15 protein-coding genes, 1 pseudogene and 1 riboswitch are annotated in these 17,828 nt (G+C 36.6%); of the genes and pseudogenes, 9 read left to right on the forward strand and 7 right to left on the reverse strand.

Going from position 1 to position 17,828, the window contains the following annotated elements:
• Nucleotides 1-942 precede the first annotated feature (942 nt).
• From J7E63_RS16015 to J7E63_RS16030, 4 genes are read left to right on the forward strand one after another with little or no spacing between them, the layout of a single operon-like run.
• A complete protein-coding gene (locus tag J7E63_RS16015) occupies nucleotides 943-2,526 on the forward strand; it encodes a spore germination protein (protein ID WP_374193743.1) in 1,584 nt (527 codons plus the stop codon).
• Nucleotides 2,523-3,629, forward strand: coding sequence for a GerAB/ArcD/ProY family transporter (locus tag J7E63_RS16020; RefSeq protein WP_215014143.1), 1,107 nt, complete (start codon nucleotides 2,523-2,525; stop codon nucleotides 3,627-3,629). Before J7E63_RS16015 ends, J7E63_RS16020 begins: the two co-directional genes overlap by 4 nt.
• Nucleotides 3,622-4,824 carry a Ger(x)C family spore germination protein gene (locus J7E63_RS16025; RefSeq protein WP_215014145.1) on the forward strand — a complete coding sequence of 401 codons (1,203 nt, stop codon included), beginning with the start codon at nucleotides 3,622-3,624 and terminating at the stop codon, nucleotides 4,822-4,824. The genes J7E63_RS16020 and J7E63_RS16025 overlap by 8 nt, the downstream gene beginning before the upstream one ends.
• 15 nt (nucleotides 4,825-4,839) lie before the next feature.
• The gene (locus tag J7E63_RS16030) at nucleotides 4,840-4,989 is read left to right on the forward strand and encodes a hypothetical protein (protein WP_214713910.1); all 150 of its coding nucleotides are present in this window, start codon (nucleotides 4,840-4,842) and stop codon (nucleotides 4,987-4,989) included.
• 295 nt (nucleotides 4,990-5,284) lie between these two features.
• Here the strand turns inward: J7E63_RS16030 and J7E63_RS30185 are convergent, their stop codons facing one another.
• Complete coding sequence (locus J7E63_RS30185) at nucleotides 5,285-5,419, reverse strand: hypothetical protein (protein WP_285289944.1); 135 nt, start codon at nucleotides 5,417-5,419, stop codon at nucleotides 5,285-5,287.
• A 41-nt stretch (nucleotides 5,420-5,460) separates the two neighbouring features.
• Complete coding sequence (locus J7E63_RS16035) at nucleotides 5,461-5,634, reverse strand: hypothetical protein (protein WP_168243952.1); 174 nt, start codon at nucleotides 5,632-5,634, stop codon at nucleotides 5,461-5,463.
• 307 nt (nucleotides 5,635-5,941) lie between these two features.
• Here J7E63_RS16035 and J7E63_RS16040 point away from each other — a divergent pair, with 307 nt between their 5' ends.
• Together J7E63_RS16040 and J7E63_RS16045 are read left to right on the forward strand one after the other, a co-directional pair.
• Nucleotides 5,942-7,027: a BMP family lipoprotein gene (locus J7E63_RS16040; protein WP_215014147.1), complete on the forward strand. Its 1,086-nt coding sequence runs from the start codon at nucleotides 5,942-5,944 to the stop codon at nucleotides 7,025-7,027.
• A gap of 220 nt (nucleotides 7,028-7,247) precedes the next feature.
• Nucleotides 7,248-7,427: a small acid-soluble spore protein H gene (locus tag J7E63_RS16045; protein WP_045522495.1), complete on the forward strand. Its 180-nt coding sequence runs from the start codon at nucleotides 7,248-7,250 to the stop codon at nucleotides 7,425-7,427.
• Between the two features lie 92 nt (nucleotides 7,428-7,519).
• On the opposite strand, the gene thiC is transcribed toward J7E63_RS16045, so the two are convergent.
• Together thiC and J7E63_RS16055 are read right to left on the reverse strand one after the other, a co-directional pair.
• A complete protein-coding gene (thiC, locus tag J7E63_RS16050; protein ID WP_215014149.1) occupies nucleotides 7,520-9,304 on the reverse strand; it encodes a phosphomethylpyrimidine synthase ThiC in 1,785 nt (594 codons plus the stop codon).
• A 142-nt stretch (nucleotides 9,305-9,446) separates the two neighbouring features.
• Nucleotides 9,447-9,561, reverse strand: a riboswitch (TPP riboswitch).
• 56 nt (nucleotides 9,562-9,617) lie between these two features.
• Nucleotides 9,618-9,914 (reverse strand): hypothetical protein, encoded by a 297-nt coding sequence (locus J7E63_RS16055; RefSeq protein WP_215014151.1) that lies wholly within the window; start codon nucleotides 9,912-9,914, stop codon nucleotides 9,618-9,620.
• A 254-nt stretch (nucleotides 9,915-10,168) separates the two neighbouring features.
• Between J7E63_RS16055 and J7E63_RS16060 the strand changes: the two genes are divergently transcribed.
• From J7E63_RS16060 to J7E63_RS16070, 3 genes are all read left to right on the forward strand, one after another.
• The gene (locus tag J7E63_RS16060) at nucleotides 10,169-11,596 is read left to right on the forward strand and encodes a PQQ-dependent sugar dehydrogenase (RefSeq protein WP_215014162.1); all 1,428 of its coding nucleotides are present in this window, start codon (nucleotides 10,169-10,171) and stop codon (nucleotides 11,594-11,596) included.
• Nucleotides 11,597-11,973: 377 nt separating this feature from the next.
• Entirely contained in the window at nucleotides 11,974-13,191 is a 1,218-nt protein-coding gene (locus tag J7E63_RS16065; protein ID WP_215014169.1) for an ATP-grasp domain-containing protein, read from the forward strand.
• 135 nt (nucleotides 13,192-13,326) lie between these two features.
• The gene (locus J7E63_RS16070) at nucleotides 13,327-14,355 is read left to right on the forward strand and encodes a YheC/YheD family endospore coat-associated protein (protein WP_215014170.1); all 1,029 of its coding nucleotides are present in this window, start codon (nucleotides 13,327-13,329) and stop codon (nucleotides 14,353-14,355) included.
• A 166-nt stretch (nucleotides 14,356-14,521) separates the two neighbouring features.
• On the opposite strand, the gene J7E63_RS16075 is transcribed toward J7E63_RS16070, so the two are convergent.
• The 3 genes and pseudogenes from J7E63_RS16075 to J7E63_RS16085 all read right to left on the reverse strand — a co-directional run bounded on the left by J7E63_RS16075 (nucleotide 14,522) and on the right by J7E63_RS16085 (nucleotide 17,765).
• The gene (locus J7E63_RS16075; protein WP_215014171.1) at nucleotides 14,522-15,901 is read right to left on the reverse strand and encodes a Mur ligase family protein; all 1,380 of its coding nucleotides are present in this window, start codon (nucleotides 15,899-15,901) and stop codon (nucleotides 14,522-14,524) included.
• A gap of 250 nt (nucleotides 15,902-16,151) precedes the next feature.
• Nucleotides 16,152-16,433: pseudogene (locus J7E63_RS16080) on the reverse strand (IS6 family transposase); the annotation flags it as partial.
• Nucleotides 16,434-16,496: 63 nt separating this feature from the next.
• The gene (locus tag J7E63_RS16085) at nucleotides 16,497-17,765 is read right to left on the reverse strand and encodes an ATP-binding protein (protein WP_215014177.1); all 1,269 of its coding nucleotides are present in this window, start codon (nucleotides 17,763-17,765) and stop codon (nucleotides 16,497-16,499) included.
• Nucleotides 17,766-17,828: the final 63 nt, after the last annotated feature.

Below are 17,828 nucleotides of genomic sequence, written 5' to 3' on the forward strand. Positions count from 1 at the left end.
ACAACTATCTTGACAAACACCGCAACCCATATTCAATAGAATAAAGATTATTAAATTATGGGCTAGTTAAAAAAATTGCAGGAGGACAAGATAATTTTTAAATATGGTTAAATAGTAAAGAAAAGGAATCTTTTGTATTAAAGTTTGGAAAGATTTTTTGTCATCGCTACATTAAGTCCTCCTGTTTTGAAATTCCAACTATCTTATGAGCTAATTGTATTTTTAATAACAAACACCATCATTAGACGGTTTGTAAGTCTTTTTTTGAATTTTTTATACATTATGGTTGATACGTTATAAAACAATGCATAATTCCTCTTATAGAGAAAAAGAACCCTACACAGATAAAGGTTCTTTCCATTAGCTGATTCTATATTAATGTCCGCAAAGACAACCCGTGCACCTTCTTTAAGGTATCCTTATGCGATCGCGGCACACCATGCAGGATCCAGCTCCTGTCACTAACGCCACTTTATCTTTAAGTCTCATTTTCATCACTCCTAAAATGTAGGTACGTTCCCATCCTTAATTAACTAGAAGTTAACGTAATTGTTAGTTTATTCTTTCTTTCCTTCTTGACTCTTCAGTTACTGCTTTACAAGGGTATAAGTTTATGTTTTTTGGCAAACATATTTTTAGAACAGATGGTATATAAATACGACCGTAAAAGTTAAACGATAAATATTTATAGAAAGCTACTCTTTCTTGACTAACTTAAATTAAGAGAGTTCACCAAAGTTTATGAATATTTAAAGAAAACCCTTTTTGTTTTGTTAATGGAAAGGGTCTACATTTCATAAAACATAAAGATTCTATTAAAGAATAATCTTTTTGATTATTTAACCATATCATTAATTTTTTAGAGAAAGGGTTTATTCATAAAATGAATGAAAGAAAAATTATAGGAGAAACATCCATTGAAGACGAAGGAAGGATAATAATTTGGATTCAAAACCCTTTTTTAAACTAAACAAGACCGGAAAACAATCGTTTCAGTCAATACAGGAAGAACAAGAAGATTTTTCTCTTCTATTGTTTTCCAATCTTGATGAAAATCTTTATAACATAAAAGCGATGTTAGATAAACCGAGTGATCTCATTACGAGGGAATTTACTATAGGGAATACACATCATCGATGTGCCATCGTGTATCTGGATGGTTTAGCCGACAAAATGGTAATCAACGATCAAATCATAAAAAACATTCAAATTGAATCTGTAGTAAGTGAAAAAGAATTATCGGACAAGGCCGTTCATCTTGTCGAACAATTATATAACACAGTCCTCTCCGTTGGTGAAGGAAAAAGGACCACATCATCAGATGAAATCTTATATTCTATACTTTCTGGAGACACCGTACTCTACGTAGATGGTACGGACCAAGCATTAACAATTGGTAGTAAAGGCTGGGAAAACCGAAGTATTGAAGAACCAATTACAGAGGCAGTGATTCGCGGGCCGAGAGATGGGTTCATTGAGAATCTGAGAACCAATACGATGCTGATTAGAAGATCTATTCGGGATCCGAATTTGCGTTTCAAATCGTACAAGATAGGAAGACGTTCAAAAAAAGACCTAGTTCTCGTCTATGTCGACGGAATCGTGAATCCGTATATTGTGAAAGAAGTAAATCAAAGATTGGCATCAATTGATATGGATGATGCCCTGGAAACAGGCTACATCGAGCAATGGATTGAAGATAACTTTCTATCACCGTTTCCACAAATAGATCATACAGAAAGACCGGATAAAGTAGTGGCGGCTGTTTTACAAGGGAAAGTGGCGATTTTGTTAGATGGAACACCTTTCGTTTTAATCGCACCCATGACTTTCGGAAATACGCTCCAGTCCCAGGAAGACTATTATGAACGATGGATTGTGGGGTCCTTAGTTCGTATATTGCGATATCTCGGAGCCTTTATTGCTGTTTTTTTACCCTCTTTATACATTGCGCTCGTTTCGTATCATCCTGGAATGATCCCGTCTAAATTAGCATTTTCCATTGCTGCGACCAGGGAGGGGGTTCCTTTTCCGGTTTTTATTGAAGCATTATTAATGGAAACGACCATGGAATTACTACGTGAAGCCGGGATCCGCTTGCCAAAACCGATTGGACAAACGATTGGAATTGTTGGGGGGCTGGTTATTGGTCAAGCTGCCGTCTCTGCAGGGATTGTGAGCCCGGTTATGGTCATAGTAGTCGCGGTTACAGCTGTTTCTTCTTTTTCTATGCCCGGTTATAGTACGGCACTTGCTTTTCGAATTATCCGTTTTGGTTTTATGGGGGCGGCGGCTCTTTTTGGATTGTATGGTATTATTCTGGCTTACATTGTAGTTAATATCCATTTGGTGAATTTAAAAAGTTTGGGTGTCCCCTATACAACTCCCTTTGCCCCAAGCTTTGGCCGCGACTGGAAAGACCTTGTTCTTCGTTTCCCGATCACTATGCTGACAAGACGCCCTAACTATCTGCAAACAGAAGATGAAAAACGAATGGGGATAAAGAAAGGAGGACACTCATCGTGAAGCCCTTTGAATATGGAGATGAGGAAATTGGAGAACTAGAAATTCTCTTCATGGTGGCTTCGTATGCAATTGCGGTAGGGGTACTTTCCATTCCACGCACATTGGCAGGGAAAACGAATTTCTTTGATGGCTGGATTTCTTTAGTGATAACGGGTATTTTCATCATTTTCATTACAGGGATCAGCGCAAAACTCGCCTTACGTTTTCCGAACCAGACATTTTTTACGTATGCATCTGCTATTTGTTCAAAACCTGTAGCTGCACTGATCACCATATGCTTTGCTATTTATTATATGGTAAGTACTGCCTATCAGACGAGATTTGTTGCAATCATTACTAAACAATACTTATTGGCCCGGACACCAGTAGAAATCATTGCGTTACTGTTTCTACTGGTCATAGTTTATGCAGTTTCAGGTTCTCGGGTTGGTGTCATACGGTTAAATTTGTTGTTCTTTCCCATTATTCTTTTCATTGCTTTATTGGTATTGGGGATGAATATCCCCAATTTTGAACCTAAGAATCTATCTCCCTTGTTCACCACAAGCTGGGAGGGCTATTGGAGAGGCAGCAAAGAAAGTTTTTTTTCTCTTTTGGGTTCTGACATTCTTCTCTTTTATGTTGCATTTGTGAACAGACCGAAAGGAGTGACAAAATATGCCATGATTGGTGCAGGTATTCCGTTAGTTCTATACCTACTTATATATATGATGGCCATTGGTGTTTTCACTGCAGAGACAGCTGCCACGCTCGTTTATCCCACGATTGAACTTGCTAAAGAAGCAGAGGTACCAGGAGGCTTTTTTGGGCGTATTGAATCGTTATTTTTTATGATTTGGATTATGACTATTTTTAATACGGCCTCCTTATGCCTCGATGTAAGTTTAATGGCCTTCAGTTCCCTCTTTCAAAAAGTAAAAAAAAGAACATTTATTTTTCTTCTAACACCTTGTATTTACCTAATCGCCATGTTTCCCATAAATCTAATAGAGGTGACTGTATTAGGCAGGTACTTAAGTTACTCTATCTTCGGACTGGGAGTTTTGATTCCAACAGTTTTACTAATACTAGCGAAAGTCAGGGGAATCAAGGGAAATGAGTAGATTCAAGTTATGCATAACCCTAGGAGTATTTTCTGCTTTCCTTACCGGGTGTTGGGATCACGTGGAAATTGAAGATCGTGGCTTTATTATTGGAGTAGCCATTGATTTAGCTGAGGAAACAGGTGAGAAATTAGATGAATCAGAAGGAGAATATCGTTATAAAGGAACCTATCAATTCGTCGTTCCCTCTGGATTATCCCAGGGAGATTCAGGCCAAGGCGGCCAAGGCGGCACTTCACAGAAGGCGTATAATAATTTGGTAATCGAGGATGAGACTATATCGGGGCAATCGCGCCATTTAGCAGAAGAAACGAGTCGAACACCATTCAATGAACATTTGCAAACCATTATCATATCAGAAAATGTCGCTAAAATACCAAAAGCATTAGGTAATGTCCTTGATTTTTTCCTGCGAGATAGTGAAACACGAAGAGGAATAAAAGTTATGATTGCAGAAGGGGAAGCAGGTCCTATATTGGGTATTCAACCAACACCTGAAAATCTTCCGGTCATGCATATTGATTCAATTGTTGAAAATTCATTTAAAAACGCAAGGATTCTTCCTGAAAAACGAATCGGTAGCATTCATGAACGTTTAATAGATAAAACAAGCTTTGTCGTTCCCAAAATAAAAATGGATAATCAAAAGATTAACATTGCAGGGGCAGCCGTCTTTCATGGTCTTAATAATCAAATGATCGGCTTTATTAACGGTGATATCACGGAAGGTTTAAATTTGATAACAGGTGACTATAAAGGGGGTATTTTGAAAACAAAAGTAGAGAATAAGCTAGTTGTTTATGAAATAAAGAGGGAAAAAAGCAGTGTGAAGGTCGAGTCAAAGAATAAGGAAAACATTCAGTTTCATATTAAAATTGAGGCAGAAGGACAAATTGGAGAGTCTTTTGGTTCTCTTGATTACATGAATCCTAAAATCCTATCTAAAGTGGAAACAGCCGTTGAAAAAGAAATTGAACGAAAAGTATCTAAAACAATTAAAACTTTTCAAGAAGATTTAAGAGTTGACGCTCTTGGGTTAGGTGGTTATCTTCAACGGAAAGATTATGACACATGGAAACGAATCAAACAAGACTGGGATGATGGGAAAAATTACTTTTCCACAAGCACCATTAAAGTTCAAGCAGACATCATTGTCCAAACTCCTGGAGCAATAATTGAAAGTGAAAAACAATAGAGAGAGGCGAGCTAGATGTGGGAAAGAGTAATCGGCCGATTGCCCTCCAACCTTATCATCTTTTCTACTGTAGTATCCGTATTACTTCCTATGGCATTCTATAAGCTGAATCAAAAATTTCACGATTATGGTGATCCGTCATGGAAAAAGAAACAAGAACCCTAATTTTTGTAATTGAATTATAAATTTTTTAAAACATATTCATTAATATTAAAATCGGGTAAACAAGGGGCATCACTGCCCTAACTCCCAAAGAACTATTGAATTACCTTTTGGCTTATTTCGTATTTCCCTTTTGGAAAGCGGCCCCGGTATTGTAAGAACTTTAAAAAAAAAATAAAAGAAGCACTCAAAATTTTGAGCACTTCTTTCGCATTTCTATAGACATAAGATCCCGGCAGTTAAAGGCTGCCGAAATTTTTTATTCTACCTGCTTAAGGGTATACCCTCTTTTATTTTTTCATTCACTGCTTTGTGTAGTATTAAAAAATTCAGACGGATCTTTTTTGTCAGCCTTTACCCTATTGTTGTTTTTACCCATTTTTCCATCTGATTCATAACTTAATTTCTGCGGTACCTTTTTATTCTCTTCCATAATATCCCCTTTCAAAACTAGTATCACTTGACTTAAAACCATTACGTTTCTTGGTTATTGATTGTATTGTTAACTAAATTTTGAGTTGCATCTCGAGACGATTCTGCCGCATTTTCAATAGCTGGCTGCACGTAGTTTAAAGCTGACTGATTTATGTTTTTAAATATTTTCATTTTATTTCTAGGATCATTCTGATTTTGATTACTTTCCTTCATTGTCAATTCCTCCATTGTTTTCTTTCATCTTTTTATTCTCTGATTTATTTTGAAAAATATACAAAACAACTCCTTTTTCCTTCTTACACTTACCTGCCGTTTAAGTGTAATATTTCACAATCTTAATTTAAATTTTTGTGTTTTAGTTCGAGGGCACTTCGATCAAATGAATAAAGCTTTCCTATTTTCGGTAACCTATTAAAATAAACAAGTTTACGTGGTGCTTATTAATAAGCGATTATAAAAACGGAAATAATGCTTGTTTTTCTCATTACTAATAAATCAAATATTTAGGGGGTACAACAACTTGAAAAAGCGGAAAATTGGCATGGCACTATCGCTTTTCCTAGTAGCTGGAACACTTTTAGGTGCTTGCGGAAAGGCTACTGATAACGCAAAGAATAATACAGGTACTGGTGGTAACAAAGCAAAAGAGTTCTCTGTTGGTATGGTAACTGATATTGGCGGTATTGATGACAAATCATTTAACCAATCTGCTTGGGAAGGTCTTCAAGCTTTTGGTAAAGCAAATAACTTGCAAAAAGGCAAACGCGGATATGATTACCTTCAGTCCACATCTGATGCTGACTATATAACAAATTTAAATACACTCTCACGTCAAGGCTTTGATTTAGTATACGGTATTGGTTTCTTAATGCAAAACGCAGTAGATGAGATTGCGAAGCAACAAAAGAATACAAAATTCGCTATTATTGATTCCGAAGTTAAAGAGCCAAACGTTGCAAGTATTCTTTTTAAGGAGCAAGAAGCAGCTTTCCTTGCTGGGGTTGCAGCAGCCCTTACAACGAAGAATGACCATGTCGGTTTCATCGGCGGTATGCAAAGTTCTGTAGTTGAACGTTTCCAAGCTGGTTACTTAGCAGGTGTGAAAGCAGCAAAACCATCAGTAAAAGTTGATGTCCAATATGCTGGTGCTTTTGACAAAGCTGAGGTGGGTCAAACTATCGCTTCAAAAATGTACTCTTCTGGTGCGGACGTAATTTTCCATGCATCTGGTGGAACTGGTAATGGTTTATTCAAAGAAGCAGTTGACTTAAAGAAAAAAAATCCTAGCCGTGAAATCTGGGCAATTGGTGTAGACCGTGACCAAAACGACATGGGTCCAGACGTGGTTCTTACATCTGCTCTTAAGCACGTTGATGTAGCAGTACAAGATACTTCTAAAAAAGCAATAGCAGGTAATTTCCCTGGTGGAAAGAATATTCTCTACGGATTAGCTGAAGACGGGGTTGGCTTAGCTCCTATTAATGCTAAATCTGCTAACAAAGATGCCATTGATAAAGCAGTTAAAGATTGGACAGATAAAATTAAATCTGGATCTTTAAAAGTTCCTGCAACTCTTGCTGAATTAAAAACATTTAGCGCTAAATAATATGAATTATGAATAAGCGGGTTTGAAACTGCCCGCTTATTCATACAAAAAAGAGAGAAACATGAAAGGATCTTTATCCCTTCTTTTTTCTGTTATGTCGTATTTAACCCAAAATGTACAAAAAAAGGTAATCAAATAACATTATTTCTAAAATAAACGTATAACAAGTAGTTCAAAGGAAATACTTAAAATGGCTTTTATTTAGAAAGGAGGTCGTGACATGGACGTACAACGAGCACAAGAAATTACTAATTCACCGACTATGGCTAATGTAACGTATAACGGAACACGTATCTATATTGAGCATGTAGATCAACAAAACGGGACAACTACAATCCATCCTCTCGATGAACCAAATAATAAACAAAGTGTTTCAGTATCAAGCCTGGTAGAACATTGATTAGGTAAATCTTCTCCGAGTAAAAGCATAGTTTCTATGAAAACATCACTTCAGAGTGGTGTTTTCTAGTTCATACGTATAACCCAAGAAAGTTACTGATATATGCTGCCCCCAGATTGCTTAAACTCCTTAGCTTTTTCCTTCATACCTGTTTCAATAGCTTCCTTCGTATCAAGTTTGTTTTCTTTCGCATAATTACGAATATCTTGAGAGATTCTCATGCTACAAAATTTTGGTCCACACATTGAACAGAAATGTGCTGTTTTTGCACCTTCCGCAGGTAAAGTTTCATCATGATATTCTATCGCTCGTTCAGGATCTAAAGATAAATTAAACTGATCTCTCCAACGGAATTCAAAACGAGCTTTTGATAAGGCATCATCTCTTTTTTGGGCTCCTGGATGTCCTTTTGCCAAATCAGCAGCATGGGCGGCAATTTTGTAAGTAATAACCCCTACACGAACATCCTCTTTATTCGGTAAACCCAAATGTTCTTTAGGCGTTACATAACAAAGCATAGCTGTACCATACCAACCAATCATTGCAGCCCCAATAGCTGATGTAATGTGATCATAACCAGGTGCTATATCAGTCGTAAGAGGTCCAAGTGTGTAGAATGGTGCTTCCTGACACACTTCTAGTTGTTTATCCATATTTTCTTTAATTAGGTGCATAGGTACGTGTCCAGGTCCTTCAACCATTACCTGTACATCATGTTCCCAAGCAATTTTTGTTAGCTCTCCAAGAGTCTCTAATTCTGCAAACTGCGCTTCATCATTGGCATCTGCAATAGACCCTGGACGTAAACCATCCCCTAATGAGAATGCAACATCATAAGACTTCATTATTTCGCAGATTTCTTCAAAGTGAGTATATAAAAAGCTTTCTTTATGGTGGTGTAAACACCATTGTGCCATGATTGATCCACCGCGGGATACAATACCTGTTAACCGTTTTGCGGTTAATGGAACATATCGTAAAAGAACACCAGCATGAATGGTGAAGTAATCAACACCTTGCTCCGCTTGTTCAATCAAGGTATCACGGTAAATTTCCCATGTAAGATCTTCAGCAACACCATTTACTTTTTCAAGTGCTTGATAAATGGGGACGGTGCCGACAGGAACAGCTGAGTTTCGAATAATCCATTCTCGTGTTTTATGAATGTTTTTACCCGTTGATAGATCCATAATATTATCAGCACCCCAACGCGTGGCCCATGTCATTTTTTCAACCTCTTGTTCGATGGATGATGAAACAGCAGAGTTACCGATATTCGCGTTAATTTTAACATGAAAATTACGTCCTATTATCATAGGTTCTGACTCTGGATGATTGATATTAGAAGGAATAATCGCTCGACCTTTTGCAACTTCATCACGCACAAATTCAGGTTTCATATTTTCCCTTATTGCGATAAATTCCATTTCAGGAGTAATAATTCCCTTTTTTGCATAATGAAGCTGTGTCACATTTTTCCCTTTTTTTGCACGTAATGGTTTGCGCTTCAAACCCGGAAACACGTTATGATTGGCACGAGGATCATTTTCATCATTATACCCATTATCTACAGGCTTAATTTCTCGACCTTCATATTCTTCAACATCTGCTCGTTCATGAATCCATGTGCTTCGAATAGCAGGAAGACCTTTTGAAATGTCAACAGAATAATTTAGATCCGTATAAGGACCGCTTGTATCATACACGCGTACTGGAAGGTTTTCCTCTTCACCAAACGTACCTGTTGTCGGGCTTAACTCAATTTCACGCATTGGCACTTTAATGTCGGATCTCGAACCTGTTACATATACTTTTTTACTTCCTGGAAAACTAGACATGATGGAAATATTTTGTTCGTTTAATGATTTCGTTGACATAATAAATCTCTCCTTTTTTTGAATATAAAGGACGAGATACAGAACATAACAAGTGGAAAAGCTTATAAAAGTACATCAAAAAGCCGGGACCATAAATGGTTGGACCCGGCTAATATGTATGCAGAAGTATAGGTGTAGTAAAGATTGTCTATTCTAACTTCCCCACGCTGGTATGATCCAGATCAGGTCCCAAGAGTCAAGAAACTTCATCGTGTTTCTTTCTCAGCCCAACTTATTGGGCTCCCCTAGTTATTTATATTCAATTAGCTATATTATATATGAGTATCGTTTAAAATGAAAGACATAATATTATTTAAAGTGATATAGTCGTTTTAGATAGTTTGACTTCTTCCCAATAATATTGAATAGCCTCTTTCCTAACTACCTCTGGACAATCTATTTCATCATCCCAATGGTCGTAATTGTTTTCTCCATTTACATGATGGATATCCACACTATAATATTTATCTTTGAATTTGAAAATAATTACTACCATCTCGGAATATCCAGCATCATCATTTCCAAGTTCCTGAATAAATTCTATTCCGTAACTTTCATGGTTTTTACGTTCGGCAACAGAATCTAGTATAATTTTTTTAGGAAACTTCATCTTTCTCGCTCCTTCATTTTATAAGTTTACTTCATTATGAAATCACAATTATTGGGTCATTTCAAGTCTAAAAAATTGGCTCTTTTTCCATTCCACCCGTTGTACATTCCAGAGTACCAGGTTGATAGACGATCTCTTCTTCTATTAAAGTAAGCAGGATAGTTGTCAGACTCCCCTGCCCTAATTTGGTACTAATAGAACAGTTCTAATCATATTCTTAAAAAAGAAAACAATTAAGAAGGAGGTAAAGTTAGTTGATAAAAATTAAGGTTAGTTTACGGCCCATTGTAAGCAAGATAAATTTACCCACTATTTTGAAATCAACTATACTTCCGGGTGACTCAATTGAAAGATTATTTATTGCAACCCAGGTAGGAGAGATCTTTTACATAGGAAACTCAAGTTTAAAGACTTTTTTAGATATTCGCCCGCGAGTCATCAAACTAGGTGTTTCTGGTGGTGGATATGATGAACGGGGATTGCTAGGGCTAGCATTTCATCCCGAATTTTATTATAACGGTCTGTTTTATCTTCATTATTCAGTAGCTGGAACACAAGGTCCAGGTGCTCTTCCTGAACCTTTTAATCCTAACCCGTGTGATCCCAGCACTTTAAATCTAAGGTGGATAAATAGAGAAACTCAATATGATCATATTGATACAGTTGAAGAATGGATCTTACAATCGAATGGTCAACCTCAAAAACGACGGACTTTACTTAACTTAAGAAGACCATTTTTAAATCATAATGGTGTCAATAGCTTAAACTTTTCACCTGAAACAGGAAAACTTGTTTTAACAACCGGAGATGGTGGATCAGGCTATGATCCATTTAATTTAAGCCAGAACGATATGGAAATCGCCGGTAAAATCATTGAAATTGATGTAAGTAAGAATACATTTATCAACAATCCACCTATAGTCACACGTTTTAATGAACTTCCTGCAACTATTCAGGAAACGCTCACGGTAATTGCCAAAGGGGTTCGCAATATACCAGGCATTTCATATCAAAAGTTTAATAAACAGTATATCAAATATGTGGGAAATGTCGGACAGGATTTGGTAGAGTCGATTTTTTCATTCGTTCATTATAAACCAATACCGGTTACTCAGCTGATTCAAGCTTCTTTAAGATCCACCGAACCTGACCAAGAAGGATTTATTAACTTTGGCTGGCGAGGGTGGGAAGGGGCTTTTCCTACGTCAATTATAAGGGGCTGTTCTGCAAATCCGACTTTGGATGAGAAAACAATTGCTTATTACAATGAAGCTGTAAACACTTCTGCGAGACGTCTTCAGCCTCTAACTAGTTATTTTCATAAAGATCCCCGCCCCGATAAGTTTGGAGGAACGGCACTTACAGGAGTGCAAGCCTTTATGGGGAATGGAATCCCCAATTTAACGGGAAGTGTTGTGTTTACCGACCTTGCCCGTGTTGAAGAATCTCGACCTCCGGTTAGAGGGGTTTTAGCTTATAGCAGGGTTAGAACAGATGGTAAATTAAATGATTTTAGTGTGATTGAAACCGATTATAATTTTGGGTCTCAATCAGCTTATTATGTTAATTTGGGAACGAATCTGGATCAAACTAGACTATATTTAGGGGTTTATGGCTCTATGAAAGTGACTGATTTTAACCAAGGTACTATTTTTGAAATTGTACCATCTACTACATTTTAAATGCAGATGTATATGGTACAACTGATATTGTTATTGAACTACCCTGTCATTTACTTGAAACGTAAAAGAACAATGGGACTGCTGAAACAGCAGTCCTATTTTTTTTACACGTAAACCCATTCGTTTGTAACTTTTTAAACATCCTACAAATAATACACAAACCCCCCTCTTCCATAACACTGCACCGGTAGTACAATAACACTCCTTTTGTGAACTCAGTACAATTTCTCATTTAATTGTCTTAAGAATCATGACGATTGTCCATACCACTGTGGTCTTATAACAATATAATAAATTGTACTTATCAGTTTATTCGAATAAAACTGGTAAAGCTAAATCCTTCAATAAAAACCCAAAAAGATAGGATGACAAAGCTTATGCAAACCATTGTATTTATTGAAACTAACAAATCCGGATCCAGTAGAGAAGCAATAAAAGCTGCAGAGAGACTCGGATATTTTACGGTGTTATTAACCAATAGGCAAAAATACATTCACCAAAGAACAGAATTTCCCGAAGTCCATCAAATGATTTTAGTAGAATTATCCAATTATGATGAAATAAAAAAAACCCTCAGCAAACTACAAAGACAAGGTAAACGAATAAAAGGCATTTTTAGTTTTGTACATTCTTACGTTCATGCAGCAGCTGCCTTATCAGAAGAATTTTGTTCAAGTGTAGTCTCTACTGATTCAATATTAAAAATGGAAAATAAAGTTTTAACTCGTGAGCTTCTCAAAGGACACCCAAATTCTCCTTATTATGCCCTTTATAAACCAGAAGATTTTTCATTAGAGAATTTTATTGGTCAAGCCAAAAACTATTTACCTCTTATTGTAAAGTCTCCCACATCTGCCGGCTCAAAAGATGTCTATTTGGCAAATAACGAGAATCAGTTGAAGCTGGCATTACAAGAATTACTAAAAAAAAATGAACAGATTTTACTGGAAGAGTATCTAATAGGACCCCAATATTTAATTGAAGTTTTAGTACACAATGGAAAAGTTCATATTGTCGCGATAATCGAACAACAGATTACTCTTTTACAACGTTTTATCGTAACCGGATATTGTTTATTAACAGATGTCAATCAAAGAATATACAATAGTATCCTTGAGACAGTAACTTCCATCTTAAAGGCTTTTCAAATGAAAAATGGTGCCTGTCACCTTGAAATGCGTTTAGTAAATGGAGTTTGGAAATTAATTGAAATTAACCCGAGAATCTCAGGTGGAGCGATGAATCGAATCATTGAAGTCGGATATGGAATTAATTTAGTAGAGGAAACCATTCAATTAATGTTAGGAAATGAGCCTTGCCTTACTAAAAAACACAGTAAGTATGTATATGCACATTATTTAACAGTTGATTCTAAAGGAAAATTAATGAAGGTAACGGGGAAAGAACGCGTTACTCAATATCCCGGTGTAGAAGAGGTGTATATAAAACCCCGACAAGGACAGATAGTACGTCCGCCTTTATCAATGGGAGATCGCTGCGGATACATTTTGGCATCCTCAGAGGGTAAATTCGAAGCGAAAAGAATTGCTATGAGAGCAGCTAGCGAAATACATTTCTACCTTGACCCCATTTAAAAATTCCAAGTGACAAATAATGAGTGTGATCTATAAAAACAGAGGTTTTAAGAATTTAGATGAGTTATTAATGATTGAACAAAAATTCTAGTCTTTATATCAGAAAAAGAATGTGGAGAGGTGGAAAAGAAGATAATGACGTTAATTGGCATGCTTCATCATCGCAGTGATCCAAGTAATGTAAAGAAAGCATATGCTTATGCCGCTGCAGCAAAAGCAGAAGGTGTAACTTTTTTTTACTTTACCCTAGGGAAGGTGAATATAAAACAGCAAAAAATTTTAGGAAAAGCCTATGAAAATGGACAATGGATTGAAAAGGAATTTCCTTTCCCTGATGTCATTTATAATGCAAGTTATCTTGCAAGTGAGAAAACTAAACAGATCTTTGATTATTTGTTTGATAGGATTCCGTTTACAAGTCATTCTATTGGGGACAAATTAACGGTATATAACAGAATAAAAAAGGCAAATAAATTTACACATTACCTTATTCCATTTTATGAATTAACTGACGTTCAGATTTTTTTTGACATGATCCATCGGTATAAAAAAGTTATTATCAAACCGTTAACGGGGCATCAAGGAGGGGGCGTTGTTTTTATTGAAAAATATGGTGCAAATCATTACAAAATGAATGATGCAGGATTAGAATCATCCTTAAATGAAAAACAATTGTTAGACTTGTTATCTCACAAAATACAAGAACAAGAATACGTAGTTCAACAGTTTATTAAAAGTCAAACAAAATCTGGTCATGTTTTTGATTTCCGGTTGCATGTACAAAAAAATGGAGAAGGAAAATGGGTTATTACTTCTATTTATCCACGGATCGGGCGTTTAGGGACCATCACATCTAATATGAAGAGTGGTGGTTATAGTACTTACCTGGATATTTTTTTAAAAACAGAGTTTGGTAACTCCTGGTATGATATTCAAAGGTATCTTGAACAGTTTGCGATAAGTTTCTCAAATCATTTTGATTCTTTATATGACAATGAATTGGATGAATTAGGAATTGACGTCGGAATTGATGCCAACCAAAAACTATGGCTTTTTGAAGTAAATTGGAGACCAGGCCCACCTAATATATATAATCTTGAATTAGATGTAGCCAAAAATACGATTTTGTATGCTAAATATTTAGCTGATACAAACAGGAAATAAAATAAAGCCAGATTAGCAAGTTATTACAGGTTATCATCATGGAACAAATATTTTAATCTCCAAAAAGGCAGCTTGCCAACTCATGAACAGCACCTCCAATTGTGAACAATTGAGTTGCCGTTCATTAAAGGAAAGCTGCTTTTTTATGAGGAAAGTTTCTACCATTTTAACTTCTTAAATATTCGATGACATCATCGAAGTCTGAGTCATCCCCGCCCGTTTTGAAATAAACAATGTCATTTGGGATTAAAAATGAATCAAAAAACCTCTTCATTTCATCTGCATCTGAAAAATGATAAACATTATGCGGATTTACTCCTGCCTCTATAGCTGGCTTTTCAAAATCTTTTGCAATAAACCCTTTGGTGACGAGAATATCGACCCCCGAAGCACCGATTAGGTTTCCTGCCTTTTCGTATTCTTCATCTGCATATTTTCCCAGTGCTGCCATTCTTCCCAGAACAGCAATTTTTCTTTGGGATGGCAATGCAATCCTGCTTAATGTTTCTAAGCCTTTTCTTAAGGAAGCAGGATTTGACTTCCAAGTATCATCCACCAACGTAATTTGATTTCGTCCTTCAATGATTTGAAAATGGGATCTCATGTGATGATAAGAAGATAATCTCTTTATAGCATAGTGAATATCCACTCCTAAGATTGCAGCAGCTGCTAATGAAGCGGCTGCATTATATACACTATGCTCACCAAGACCCGGTATATATCCTTTAAATCCCCTTTGCTTATATTCCATCCAAAAAGTCATGCCGGAGGATTGATATTGATACTCCTTAATCCTAAAAATAGCATCCTTGTTTTTTCCGAACGTTATAATCTCTCCCATAAATTTAGAAGTATCAATGGTGGAGAGATATGGGTCGTCCGAATTGAGGATGAGAATTCCTTTATTGTTCATACCTTGCATTATTTTTGCCTTTTCCGCTAGATAATTATCAAATGATCTAATTTTATCCGTATGATCCACATCAATCATTGTCATAATCCCAATCGTCGGGTAAAAATACTTACAGGACTCCGTCATATCCCCTTTTGAAGATACGGCTGTTTCAAACACTGCCACATCCGTATCTTCATCAATTCCCATTAAATAAGGAAGGTTGTAACAATTGGCATTTTTGCTTGATATTGTTGCCTGCACCTTGTGTGTTTCTTCCAAAATGTGTTTTAGCATTTCTTTCGTAGTAGACTTTCCACATGTACCAGTAATGGCGACTACAGGAATGTTAAACAGATGCCTGTAATACGAAGTAAATTTAAAGAAACTGTCTTTGAGATCCTCTACCATAATGATTTGATTAGGATTTAATCTTTCCATATGAGGAAATGGTGTATCAGTAACGATGAATACATTTTTGTATTTCTGTATAGATTCAACAGGCACCGCTCTATTGTTCCAACGAAAAAATAACGTATGACTCCTAATTTCAAATCTGTTATAAGTGACCTTCTTAATTCGTATACCTTTTTGCTTTTCATTAGGTTGAATGTTCATTGCTGTTAAAATGTTCTCCAATATTAATGTCTTCAAAATGTCCCTCCTGAAGTACCTTTTTTAAAAAAAGCCTCTCCCCCCATAAGACTGTTCTATATGGCAGTAGTGATTGAATCACTTTTAAATTCAAAAGCTAATGTATCATATGACGTGTCCCCTATTGCAGGTGTGTGTTAAATACCAAACAATGCTTTATTTTCCGCTATATTTACCTGAGAATTTGAAATGGAAAAGTTTCACTTAATTTCTGGATCGTCCCTAAACCTGGGCATTTTTCACTAATGAATCGTTTCCGTACCCCTTCAGGCATACGCTTCTCCTCTTTTAACTCCTGAATTGCTACAGGATAAGCTGGGTTTTTATCCACTGTTATGACACGTTGTCTGGAAACATACGAAAAAGCCAAGGCTTTCTTGAGAAAGCGCTTGGCTGCTTGTTTATCTCTTGATTCACTTAGATAAAAATCAATGGTATTTCCTTCGGAATCTACTGCACGATACAAGTACATCCATTGACCCTTTACTTTGATATACGTTTCATCAACTCTCCAGGAATCATTTGTTGTCTTACTTATGCACAATATTGGATATTTATTGTAGTCTTGCGACACGCTAGCTAACGCTCATGTTTGTCAGTTAATGGCGATGATATTTTTACAATTATGGAGAGGGAACCGAATGGTAAACGTGGTTCCTTTTCCTTTTTGGCTTTGGACGGTGATTTTTCCATGAAGCGAGTCGATAATGCGATAGCTCACCATGAGTCCTATGCCGGTTCCTTTTTCTTTCAGGGAATAAAATGGTTGTCCAAGACGTTTCACTTCGTCTTCATTCATCCCCACTCCCTCATCTTGGATTTGGATCATCACATGCTGTGACTCCTGTTTCACGCAAATGGAAACCGCACCACCTTGAGGCATCGCTTCGATGCCATTTTTGATGATATTGAGGAAGGCTTGTTTCATTTTTGGGGGATGACCCAATATCGCACACTCTTGCTCCGGAAGTCGGACGTCAATGCTTACTTTTCGTTCTAAAGCATAGGAGTAGAGAATCTTGACGACTGTTTGTATTTTTTGGCAAACATCGACGGACTCTTTCGTATCCGCTTCTGGCTTGGCAAGCGAAAGATATTCGGTAATGACGTCATTCGTTCGATCCACTTCTTCTATACAAATTTGAACATACCTTTTATACGTCTCTGAAATTGGCGATTGTAGAAGTAACTGGAGAAATCCTCGATTGGTCTGCATGGGATTTCGTACTTCATGAGCAAAGGAACTGGCCAATTCTCCGAGTATCTTATATTTTTCCGCCTGTTGAGCTTCCATGTGTAACTGGGCATTTTCCCTTAAGGTTTCAATCAAAAAGACGGTTACGATGGTGGCAACACATATCGCTAAAATTTCCTGAAGTGTGTGGTTAAAAAAATCTATCTCTTGAAAATCCACGAGGATGAAGATCAAGGACATCCCCGATGTTATCATCCAAGCCAGTTTCATTCGACCTGCTCGATCCTGTTGGATGAAACGTGGATATGCTAAAAAAAACATGGGTAAGAAGAAAAGGACTTCGTATACCGTTGAATAAAATCCTGCCCCCCCGAAATACCAGCGATACAACAATAAGATGATCGTGAGAACAATACCTGTTGCGTATCCACCTCCATAAAATATACCTATCATAAGAGCTACAAACCGTAGGTCATTTCGCTCGTTTACATCCGAATAGATCGGGAAGGACATGCACAATACTAACGTAATCGTTGCCAAGAAACTGAAAATTAATTTTTGACGTTTCGTTTCGATGAATTGATGACGATTGGTTAAATACATAGAATAAAAAAAGACAGGGATCAAAATAATCATTACTTGTAAGAGCAAGTTTTTAGTATGTTCCATACAGTTTACCTCATTGTTAAGCTCATTCTAGTATAAAAGAAAACCAAATATAAAAACAGAAGA

This window comes from Bacillus sp. ISL-75 (genome assembly GCF_018613095.1).

What these genes read in the sequence shown, in the direction of transcription:
- J7E63_RS16025 (WP_215014145.1), top strand. Translation starts at nt 3,622, where the DNA reads ATGAGTAGATTCAAGTTATGCATAACCCTAGGAGTATTTTCTGCTTTC.
- J7E63_RS16030 (WP_214713910.1), top strand. Translation starts at nt 4,840, where the DNA reads ATGTGGGAAAGAGTAATCGGCCGATTGCCCTCCAACCTTATCATCTTT.
- J7E63_RS30185 (WP_285289944.1), bottom strand. Translation starts at nt 5,419, where the DNA reads ATGGAAGAGAATAAAAAGGTACCGCAGAAATTAAGTTATGAATCAGAT.
- J7E63_RS16035 (WP_168243952.1), bottom strand. Translation starts at nt 5,634, where the DNA reads ATGAAGGAAAGTAATCAAAATCAGAATGATCCTAGAAATAAAATGAAA.
- J7E63_RS16045 (WP_045522495.1), top strand. Translation starts at nt 7,248, where the DNA reads ATGGACGTACAACGAGCACAAGAAATTACTAATTCACCGACTATGGCT.
- thiC (WP_215014149.1), bottom strand. Translation starts at nt 9,304, where the DNA reads ATGTCAACGAAATCATTAAACGAACAAAATATTTCCATCATGTCTAGT.
- J7E63_RS16055 (WP_215014151.1), bottom strand. Translation starts at nt 9,914, where the DNA reads ATGAAGTTTCCTAAAAAAATTATACTAGATTCTGTTGCCGAACGTAAA.
- J7E63_RS16065 (WP_215014169.1), top strand. Translation starts at nt 11,974, where the DNA reads ATGCAAACCATTGTATTTATTGAAACTAACAAATCCGGATCCAGTAGA.
- J7E63_RS16070 (WP_215014170.1), top strand. Translation starts at nt 13,327, where the DNA reads ATGACGTTAATTGGCATGCTTCATCATCGCAGTGATCCAAGTAATGTA.
- J7E63_RS16085 (WP_215014177.1), bottom strand. Translation starts at nt 17,765, where the DNA reads ATGGAACATACTAAAAACTTGCTCTTACAAGTAATGATTATTTTGATC.